The following is an 8546-nucleotide window of genomic DNA, read 5'->3' on the forward strand; positions in this document are numbered from 1 at the left end:
GCCATCCTCGCCAGACACAACCACACACCCAGGAAATGCCTCGGCTTCCGAAACCCCGCCGAAGTTTTCTTCCCGTTGCACTTCGATTGTGAATCCACACCCGGAACACGTCCGGGGTGACGAGGTACATGCGGCAGCGGATCGAACGCCTTGCACCTACCCCGCTCGCGACCCACATCGCGCGGCCATGCTGCATCTCACCAAAGTGGCGTTCGGCGCGGCGAGCGTCGATCATCTCGCCGAACGGCTGCTGCTGCGCGCCGCCGACGGCCCGGTGTTCCTGACCACGCGCTACCTGCCCAAGCGCCACGAAGAGGTGGCGGGCCAAGGGTCGCTGTTCTGGATATTGAAGCACCAGCTGGTCGCCCGCTCGCCGATCCTCGGCTTCGGCGAGGCGGAGGGCGGCCGCGTCGCGATCCATATCGATCCCGCGCTCGTGCTGGTACAGGCGCGTCCCAAGCGCGCGCATCAGGGCTGGCGCTATCTGGAGGCCGCGGACGCGCCGGCAGACCTCGGCGGCGATGCGGATGGACTGTCGGTCATGCCGCCTGCGCTGGTGGGGAAGCTCGCCGAGCTCGCGCTGATCTAACCGCTCGTCATTGCGAGCGTAGCGAAGCAATCCAGAGCGTCCGGGGTGCGGCCCTGGATTGCTTCGCTACGCTCGCAATGACGACGACAGGGGGCGGATCACCCCATCAACACCGCGCGATACGCCTCGAAACACCGTTCGCCACAGCGCAGCCGGATCAGCGCGCCCTCCGCCATCGCCGTCGCGCGGCGCGGGTCCTCGCTGACCGCGGGACGGATCGCCTCGCGGTTCCAGTCCTCGCTATGCTTGATGTCGAGCACCGCGTGCAGGTCGAAATAGCGCCGCTCCTTGTCGGAGAAGCCCAGCCGGCGCAGCCCCTTCGCCGTCGCTGCCGACCGATCCGGCGCGGTCAGTTCGATCACGCCGAGCGCCCCCACCGAATGCCACGCATAGCGCCGGTTGGTCGCCATCGCGGTCATCGCGTTGGCGAGGCTGAGGCTCTGCCACAGCGTATTCTCGATCACCGGGTTCACCGCCAGCGTCTCGACCAGCGCATCGAGCATCGGCCCGTGCATGCCCTTGGCATTGCCGCGCCCCATCTCGTCCCAGTAATTGCGCGCCAGCTCCAGCTTGGGCAGCGTCGGCAGCTTGACCTGCGTCATCGCGACGAGATCGTCGAACCCCGCCTCGCCCGCGGCCTCCTGTTCGAAGAACCAGCGCAGCTGGTCGAGGTTCGCCTCTTCGGCAAGCCACGGGAACAGCGCGTCGTGCTGGCCGGGGCCGGTCGCCTTCAATTCCTCGAACCAGGCGATGAAGCCCTCGACATCGGTCGGCGCGGCGGCGGCCTCGGCCTGCACCTCGGCGCGCAGTTCCTCGAGGAAACCACCCTCCAGCCGCTGCATCCGCACGTCGCGGTCGAGAACCCGCTGCCAGTCGCCGGTGGGGAAGGTCGGTTCCAGCCGCTCCCGGTTCCAGTGCGCCAGCCCGCGCTGGAAGCTGTCGGTCAGGAATTGCGACGCCGTGATATCGGCGTCGAGGATGCGGGTAGCCATTCGAGTCTCCTAGTGGGGCTGGCTAACCCCTTGATCGGCGTATCGTTCCGGCGACCCCCGAGTCGCTTGACCTGGGTTAGGACGATAAGGCGCGCGCGCGTTCGGCGCCCTTCCCCCCCGCGTCGCCCGCGCGTATAGCCGCCGCGATCATGGCCGCCGCGACACCCCTTTTGCCCCCCGCCGACTGGCGCGATTTCCTGGCGCTGACCAAGCCCAGGGTGATGACGCTCGTCGTGTTCACCGGGCTGTGCGGCATGCTGGCGGCGCCGGTCGGCATCCATCCGGTATTGGGCTTCACCGCGATCCTGTGCATCGCGCTGGGCGCGGGCGCGGCGGGGGCGCTCAACCAATGGTATGAGGCGGACCTCGACGCGAAGATGCGCCGCACCCAGAAGCGCCCGCTGCCCGATGGCCGCATGGACCGGCAGGCGGCGCTGCACTTCGGCGTCGGCCTCGCCGCCTTCTCGGTCATCCTGATGTACGTCGCGGTCAACCTGACCGCCGCGGCGATCCTGACCGTCTCGATCCTGTTCTACGTGCTGATCTACACCGTCTGGCTCAAGCGCCGGACGCCGCAGAACATCGTCATCGGCGGCGCCGCGGGAGCCTTCCCGCCGCTGATCGGCTGGGCCGCCGCGACCGGGCATGTGGCATTGCTGCCGGTGCTGTTGTTCAGCCTCGTCTTCCTGTGGACGCCGCCGCACTTCTGGGCGCTCGCGCTGTTCGTGAAGACCGATTACGCCAACGCCGGCGTGCCGATGCTGCCCGTCGTCGCGGGCGAACGCGTAACCCGGCGCCAGATCGGCCTCTACACGATCCCGATGGGAATCGCCGCGGTGCTGCCCTGGCCGCTCGGGCTGACCGGTGCGATCTACGGCGGCGTCGCAACGCTCACCACGCTCGTCTTCGCCGCGCTGGCGCTGATCGTCGCGACCCGCACGACGCAGCCCGACGACGCGATGAAGCCCGAAAAGCGGCTGTTCCGCTATTCGATCCTCTACCTCTTCGTGGTGTTCGGCGCGTTGGTCGTCGATCGCTGGATGCTGTCATGACCCCTGAAGACCTCGACCTGATCCGCCGCCGCCAGCAATCGCGCGCCCGCGTCATGGCGCTGCTGCTCGGCGCCTTCGTCATCCTCATCTTCGCGGTGGCGATCGTGAAGATCCGCGAAGGGATGATGTGAGCAGCACCAGCCGCCAGCTCCGCACCGCGCTGTTCGCGGTGCTCGGCATCTGCGTGATGACCGGCGTCGCCTGGGCCAGCGTGCCGCTCTACCGCCTGTTCTGCCAGGTCACGGGCCTCAACGGCACCACGCAGCGTGGGCTGGAGGCGCCGGGCGCGGTCAACAAGCTGATCCGCATCGATTTCGACAGCAATGTCGCCCCCGGCATGAAATGGCGCTTCCGCCCCGAAGCGGGGTCGGAGACGGTGAAGATCGGCGCGCGCGACATGGCGTTCTTCACCGCGACCAACACCGATACCAAGGCGATCACCGGCACCGCGACGTTCAACGTCACGCCCAGCCAGGCCGGCAAATATTTCACCAAGATCCAGTGTTTCTGCTTCACCCAGCAGACGCTGAAACCGGGCGAGACGCAGCGGATGCCGGTCATCTTCTTCGTCGATCCGAAGATCATGGACGATCCCGACGCGAAGGACGTCGAGACGATCACCCTCTCCTACACATTTTACCCGGTGGATTCCCGCAAATCCGCAGGCTAGAGCGTGGGACAAGAGGATAAGAACAGGGACACGACATGGCCGGCGCCAAGAACCACGATTATCACATCCTGCCCCCCAGCATCTGGCCGCTGTTCGGGTCGCTGTCGGCGCTGGTGATGGCGTCCGGCGGCATCATGTGGATGCACGGCGGCCACCTCGCCGCGGACAAGGCGAACGGCGGCGGCTGGATCTTCTTCGCCGGCCTCGCGGGCGTGCTGTTCACGATGTACAGCTGGTGGGCCGACGTGGTGCGCGAGGCGCATCACGGCGATCATACCCCCGTCGTCCAGCTCCACTTCCGCTACGGCATGATCCTGTTCATCGCCTCCGAAGTCATGTTCTTCGTCGGCTGGTTCTGGGCGTTCTTCGACTTTTCGCTGTTCCCGACCGCGATGAGCTTCGTCGACGGCCAGGTCGAGCGCGCTGCCGAGGGCGCGACCGCGATCACCGCGCAATGGCCGCCCAAGGGCCTCGAGGTCATCGACGCGTTCGAATTCCCGCTGCTCAACACGCTGATCCTGCTGACCAGCGGCACCACCGTCACCTGGGCGCACCATGCGCTGATCCACAACCAGCGCGGCGGCGAGAAGACCGGCCTGTGGGGCCTGCTCGGCGTGGGAAATCGCGACGGCGTGCTCAAGGGGCTGTGGCTGACCGTCATCCTCGGCGCGCTGTTCAGCAGCATCCAGGCCTATGAGTATGCCCACGCGCCCTTCCCCTTCAAGGGGCTGAACTATGGCGCGTCCTTCTTCATGGCGACCGGCTTCCACGGCTTTCACGTCCTGATCGGCACGATCTTCCTGATCGTCTGCCTGATCCGCGCCTATAAGGGCGACTTCACCCCACGCCAGCATTTCGGCTTCGAGGCCGCCGCCTGGTACTGGCATTTCGTCGACGTGGTGTGGCTGTTCCTCTTCGTCACCGTCTACGTCTGGGGCGGCTGGGGCGCACCCGTCCACGCCGGTTGATCGTGACGGGGATGGGCGTCGTGCATGACTGATCCGACGCCCGTCCCCGCCGCGGACGCAACGCCCTCGCCCACCGCGGACGTGGTTCCGCCTTCGATCGTCCAGGCGGGTCTGCGCGGCCTGTGCCCGCGGTGCGGCAAGCCCACATTGTTCGCCAGCTGGATCCGCTTCGCAGATCGCTGCCGCGCCTGCGGGCTCGACTTCACGCAGTTCAACGTCGGCGACGGGCCGGCGGCCTTCCTCACGCTGATCCTCGGCACGCTCGTCGTCGCGGGCGCGATCATGCTCGAACTGACGCTGCACCCGCCGCTGTGGCTGCACATGCTGATCTGGATCCCGGTGACGCTGGCGGGCGTCGTCTGGTCGCTGCGCCTCGCCAAGGGCGCGCTGATGTCCGCCGAATATCGCAACGCCGCGCGCGAAGGCCGCATCGATCCCCAGGTACCGGCGGACCCGCTGCCATGAGGCGCATTCCCGTCCTCCCCACGCTCGTCGTCGCCATCGCGGTAGCGGCGATGATCGCGCTCGGCCTGTGGCAGCTGCTCGATCGCGCGCCCAAAAAAGAAACGTATCTCGCGCAGCTCGCCGCCAATCCCGCCAAGCCGCCGATCGCCTTCCCCGCGCGCCCCGACGACACGCTGCTGTTCCGCCGCACCACGGCCACCTGCGCGCACCCGGTCACCCAGCGCCTCGCCGGCGCGGGCGCGGCGGGTTTCCGCCTGATCGCCGATTGCGGCGACGGCCTCGTCGTCCAGCTCGGCACCACCCCCGATCCGATGTTCAAGCGTCGCTGGACGGGCGGCCCGGTGTCGGGCTTCATCAGCCACGCCCCCGATGCCCGCTCGCTGATCGGCTCGCTCCTCGATCCGACGCCCCAGCGCCTGATGCTGATCGCCGACACGCCACCGCTAGGCCTCGGCGCCAACGGCAAACCCGACCTGACGTCGGTCCCGAACAACCATCTATCCTACGCCGTCCAATGGTTCCTCTTCGCGGCCATCGCCACGGTCATCTACGTACTGGCGGTTCGGCGACGGCGGTAGCTTGCCACACCGGTGGGCTTGTGGATCGAGTTGACGGGGACCTTTCAGTCGCGTGATCGGATCTGGTCAGCGACCGATCGCTGGTCCACCGACTGGATGACGCTCCAGCCAGATGTCGTTTTGCCAATCCTCATAACCCAGCAGCGTACCGAAGCTGCGCTCATGCTCGTTCGTCCATCCGCCATAGTGGGTGATCAACTTCAACATGTCGTCGATGCGCCACGCTTCGCCCGGCAGGCAGTAGAATATGCGACGAGACTGCCAATCTGGACGAAGCAGGACTGGCTCATCCACAATTCGCCGTTCGAAGCGGCCTACATCAACATAGCGGTCGAACAAACGGAGATACCGAAGCACGCATTCCGGCTCCTTCCCAACGATATCGCTAAACATCGCCATCGGCTTGACGCCTCTCAGCATAAGGCCAAGCTCTCGATTGGTATGGACGAGATAGGGCAGCGCGCGGAGGCTGTCGGACAACATGATCACCTTTTACGCTCTCGCTCCCACGTACGCTATTGGGCGATCACGTCGGGCCAACCACCAACTTACCGGACCATGTTCGCCCTGTCCTACACCCGTCGCGAGGTGTATTTCCGGCGCATGTACAGCCAACGCTCACCCGACACCGTGCCATCCGGCACCGGGCCGGGCGGCGTTTTGAAACCCGACGTACCGTCAACTTCGGCAACTTTCGCGGGGTCGCACCGGTGAATCGGTCGGGCGCCGCTGCGGTTCCGCGATAGCCCGACCGCACCCGCACCCAAGCAAACCCGCCGTTGCCCCCCGGCGCGCGCGCCGCTACCCAGCCGCGATGCGCTATGTCAGCACCCGCGGGGCCGCGCCCGCGCTCGATTTCCGTGACGTCACCCTCGCCGGGCTGGCGTCGGACGGCGGCCTCTATCTGCCGGAAGTCTGGCCCGGCCTGACCCGTGACCAGATCGCGGGCCTCGCGGGCCTTTCCTACGTCGATACCGCGGTCGCGGTGATGACGCCCTTCGTCGGCGACGCGCTCACCCCCGACGAGCTCAAGGACCTGTGTACCCAGGCCTATGGCCGCTTCGCGCACGCCGCGGTGACGCCGCTCGTCCAGCTCGACCACGACCAGTGGCTGCTCGAACTGTTCCACGGGCCCACGCTCGCGTTCAAGGACGTCGCGCTCCAGCTGCTCGGGCTGTTGTTCGAGACGTTCCTGACCGGCAGCAGCCAGCACCTGACCGTCGTCGGCGCGACCAGCGGCGATACCGGTTCGGCGGCGATCGACGCGCTGGCGGGCCGCGCCGGGGTCGACATCTTCATGCTCCACCCCGCCGGCCGCGTGAGCGACGTGCAGCGCCGCCAGATGACGACGGTGCTCGCCCCCAACGTCCACAATATCGCGATCGACGGCGACTTCGACACCGCGCAGGCGCTGGTCAAGCGGATGTTCAACGACCCCGGTTTCTCCGGCCGGTTCGCGCTGTCGGCGGTCAATTCGATCAACTGGGCGCGGCTGATGGCGCAGGTGGTCTATTATTTCTACGCCGCCGTCCGCTTGGGCGCGCCCGATCGTGCGGTCGCCTTCTCCGTCCCGACGGGCAATTTCGGCGACGTCTTCGCCGGCTATGTCGCCGCGCAGATGGGCCTGCCGGTCGCGAAGCTGATCGTCGCGACCAACGTCAACGACATCCTCCATCGCGCACTCTCGGCAGGCGACTATAGCAAGGGCGTCGTCCAGCAGACGCCGACCCCGTCGATGGACATCCAGGTCAGCTCCAACTTCGAACGCCTGCTCTTCGACCTCGGCGCCCGCGACGGCGCGGCGCTCGCCGCGCAGATGCAGGGCTTCGAAGCGTCGGGCGCGATGCGGCTGACCAACGCGCAGCACACCGGCGCCTCGCTGTTCGCCAGCGACCGCGTCGACCTCGACGACATGACGCTGGCGATGCGCTGGGCGCACGAGCATGCGGGGCAGATCATCGACCCGCATACCGCGATCGCGCTCGCCGCCGCGCGCCGGCACGACAGCGACGTCCCCGTCGTGACGCTCGCCACCGCGCATCCCGCCAAGTTCCGCGACGCGGTCGAGCGCGCCACCGGCCAGCGCCCCGCGCTGCCCGGCCGGATCGGCGACCTGTTCGACCGCGAGGAGCGCTTCGCATCGCTGCCCGGCACGTTCGAGGCGGTCACCGCCTATATCGCCGAGCGCGCGACGCCGCGCGCATGACGCTCGACACGCTGATCGGCGAACCCTGGGCGGACTATGGCCTGGTCGATTCGGGTCACGGCCGCAAGCTGGAGCGCTACGGCCGCTTCCGCTTCATCCGCCCCGAACCGCAGGCGATGTGGGCGCCCGCTACCGAAGACTGGAAAGCGCAGGGCGAGTTCGTGCCGGCGAGTGACGAGGACGGCGGCGGCCGCTGGGTCTTCGCCGAACCGGTCCCACGGGAGGGCTGGCCGCTGAAGTGGAACGAGGTCCGCTTCACCGCGCAGACGACGCCGTTCCGCCATCTGGGCTTCTTCCCCGACATGGCACCGGTGTGGAGCTGGATGCGCGAACGCGTCGCCGACAAGCCCGGCGCGGAATGCATGAACCTGTTCGGCTACACCGGCGTCGGCACGCTGGCGATGGCCACGGCGGGCGCGAAGATGGTCCATGTCGATGCCTCCAAGAAATCGGTCGAGGCCGCCCGCGCCAATGCCGCGCTGTCCGGCAGGGCCGACGCGCCCGTCCGCTGGATCATCGACGACGCCGCCAAGTTCGTCGCGCGCGAGGTGCGCCGGGGCCGCCGCTATGACGGCATCCTGCTCGATCCCCCCAAATACGGCCGCGGGCCCGAAGGCGAAATCTGGCGGCTGGAGGAGGACCTCCCCCGCCTGATCGCCGACTGCCGCCGGCTGATCGACGCCGACAGCCGCTTCCTGTTCCTCACCGTCTATGCCGTGCGCATGTCGGCGCTGGCGATCGGCGAACTGCTCGCCCAACTGTTCGCCGACCTGCCCGGCACGGTCGAGGCGGGCGAACTCGGCGTCCGCGAGGAAGCGCGCGGGTTGGCGCTACCCACCGCGATCTGGGCGCGCTGGAGCCGGTAACATAGCCCCCGTTCGTGCTGAGCCTGTCGAAGCACCTTGAGACTCAGGCCCTTCGACAGGCTCAGCAACCATTATGATGCGGGCATCCATTCGGCTTGTCTGGCGAGGACGGTGTTGGCGTAGATGAGGAGTTTCCGTGCGCAGGCGGTGAGGGCTTGTT

General features: G+C 67.6%; 11 protein-coding genes and 1 pseudogene. 10 read left to right on the forward strand and 2 right to left on the reverse strand.

The window, feature by feature from the left end:
- Positions 1 to 120: pseudogene (locus M9979_RS17485) on the forward strand (IS30 family transposase); the annotation flags it as partial.
- A 67-nt stretch (positions 121 to 187) separates the two neighbouring features.
- Positions 188 to 589, forward strand: coding sequence for a DUF1489 family protein (locus M9979_RS17120; protein WP_254290709.1), 402 nt, complete (start codon positions 188 to 190; stop codon positions 587 to 589).
- A gap of 98 nt (positions 590 to 687) precedes the next feature.
- Here M9979_RS17120 and M9979_RS17125 read toward each other — a convergent pair whose 3' ends face one another.
- Positions 688 to 1581 (reverse strand): iron-containing redox enzyme family protein, encoded by an 894-nt coding sequence (locus M9979_RS17125; RefSeq protein WP_254290710.1) that lies wholly within the window; start codon positions 1579 to 1581, stop codon positions 688 to 690.
- Positions 1582 to 1730: 149 nt separating this feature from the next.
- On the opposite strand from M9979_RS17125, the gene M9979_RS17130 reads away from it, so the two are divergent.
- Genes M9979_RS17130 through M9979_RS17150 form a run of 6 tightly spaced genes read left to right on the forward strand, consistent with a single transcriptional unit; the run spans position 1731 to position 5314 of the window.
- On the forward strand, positions 1731 to 2633 hold the full coding sequence (locus M9979_RS17130; protein ID WP_254290711.1) for a heme o synthase: 903 nt from the start codon (positions 1731 to 1733) through the stop codon (positions 2631 to 2633).
- Positions 2630 to 2764, forward strand: a complete 135-nt coding sequence (locus M9979_RS17305; protein WP_277998647.1) for a hypothetical protein — start codon at positions 2630 to 2632, stop codon at positions 2762 to 2764. The genes M9979_RS17130 and M9979_RS17305 overlap by 4 nt, the downstream gene beginning before the upstream one ends.
- Positions 2761 to 3303, forward strand: a complete 543-nt coding sequence (locus M9979_RS17135; protein WP_340689081.1) for a cytochrome c oxidase assembly protein — start codon at positions 2761 to 2763, stop codon at positions 3301 to 3303. The genes M9979_RS17305 and M9979_RS17135 overlap by 4 nt, the downstream gene beginning before the upstream one ends.
- Positions 3304 to 3338: 35 nt before the next feature.
- Positions 3339 to 4271 (forward strand): cytochrome c oxidase subunit 3, encoded by a 933-nt coding sequence (locus tag M9979_RS17140; RefSeq protein ID WP_254290712.1) that lies wholly within the window; start codon positions 3339 to 3341, stop codon positions 4269 to 4271.
- A gap of 24 nt (positions 4272 to 4295) precedes the next feature.
- Positions 4296 to 4736 carry a DUF983 domain-containing protein gene (locus tag M9979_RS17145; RefSeq protein WP_254290713.1) on the forward strand — a complete coding sequence of 147 codons (441 nt, stop codon included), beginning with the start codon at positions 4296 to 4298 and terminating at the stop codon, positions 4734 to 4736.
- Positions 4733 to 5314 (forward strand): SURF1 family cytochrome oxidase biogenesis protein, encoded by a 582-nt coding sequence (locus M9979_RS17150; protein WP_254290714.1) that lies wholly within the window; start codon positions 4733 to 4735, stop codon positions 5312 to 5314. The genes M9979_RS17145 and M9979_RS17150 overlap by 4 nt, the downstream gene beginning before the upstream one ends.
- Before the next feature lie 66 nt (positions 5315 to 5380).
- On the opposite strand, the gene M9979_RS17155 is transcribed toward M9979_RS17150, so the two are convergent.
- The gene (locus M9979_RS17155) at positions 5381 to 5797 is read right to left on the reverse strand and encodes a hypothetical protein (RefSeq protein WP_254290715.1); all 417 of its coding nucleotides are present in this window, start codon (positions 5795 to 5797) and stop codon (positions 5381 to 5383) included.
- A gap of 331 nt (positions 5798 to 6128) precedes the next feature.
- On the opposite strand from M9979_RS17155, the gene thrC reads away from it, so the two are divergent.
- Both thrC and M9979_RS17165 read left to right on the forward strand, forming a co-directional pair.
- The gene (thrC, locus tag M9979_RS17160) at positions 6129 to 7520 is read left to right on the forward strand and encodes a threonine synthase (protein ID WP_254290716.1); all 1392 of its coding nucleotides are present in this window, start codon (positions 6129 to 6131) and stop codon (positions 7518 to 7520) included.
- Positions 7517 to 8386 (forward strand): class I SAM-dependent methyltransferase, encoded by an 870-nt coding sequence (locus tag M9979_RS17165; protein WP_254290717.1) that lies wholly within the window; start codon positions 7517 to 7519, stop codon positions 8384 to 8386. The genes thrC and M9979_RS17165 overlap by 4 nt, the downstream gene beginning before the upstream one ends.
- The last annotated feature ends 160 nt before the right edge of the window (positions 8387 to 8546 follow it).

Source organism: Sphingomonas liriopis (assembly GCF_024211255.1).
In the GTDB taxonomy this organism is placed as follows: domain Bacteria; phylum Pseudomonadota; class Alphaproteobacteria; order Sphingomonadales; family Sphingomonadaceae; genus Sphingomonas; species Sphingomonas liriopis.

What these genes read in the sequence shown, in the direction of transcription:
- M9979_RS17145 (WP_254290713.1), top strand. Translation starts at nt 4,296, where the DNA reads ATGACTGATCCGACGCCCGTCCCCGCCGCGGACGCAACGCCCTCGCCC.
- M9979_RS17120 (WP_254290709.1), top strand. Translation starts at nt 188, where the DNA reads ATGCTGCATCTCACCAAAGTGGCGTTCGGCGCGGCGAGCGTCGATCAT.
- M9979_RS17150 (WP_254290714.1), top strand. Translation starts at nt 4,733, where the DNA reads ATGAGGCGCATTCCCGTCCTCCCCACGCTCGTCGTCGCCATCGCGGTA.
- M9979_RS17125 (WP_254290710.1), bottom strand. Translation starts at nt 1,581, where the DNA reads ATGGCTACCCGCATCCTCGACGCCGATATCACGGCGTCGCAATTCCTG.
- M9979_RS17130 (WP_254290711.1), top strand. Translation starts at nt 1,731, where the DNA reads ATGGCCGCCGCGACACCCCTTTTGCCCCCCGCCGACTGGCGCGATTTC.
- M9979_RS17165 (WP_254290717.1), top strand. Translation starts at nt 7,517, where the DNA reads ATGACGCTCGACACGCTGATCGGCGAACCCTGGGCGGACTATGGCCTG.
- M9979_RS17155 (WP_254290715.1), bottom strand. Translation starts at nt 5,797, where the DNA reads ATGTTGTCCGACAGCCTCCGCGCGCTGCCCTATCTCGTCCATACCAAT.
- M9979_RS17140 (WP_254290712.1), top strand. Translation starts at nt 3,339, where the DNA reads ATGGCCGGCGCCAAGAACCACGATTATCACATCCTGCCCCCCAGCATC.
- M9979_RS17305 (WP_277998647.1), top strand. Translation starts at nt 2,630, where the DNA reads ATGACCCCTGAAGACCTCGACCTGATCCGCCGCCGCCAGCAATCGCGC.
- thrC (WP_254290716.1), top strand. Translation starts at nt 6,129, where the DNA reads ATGCGCTATGTCAGCACCCGCGGGGCCGCGCCCGCGCTCGATTTCCGT.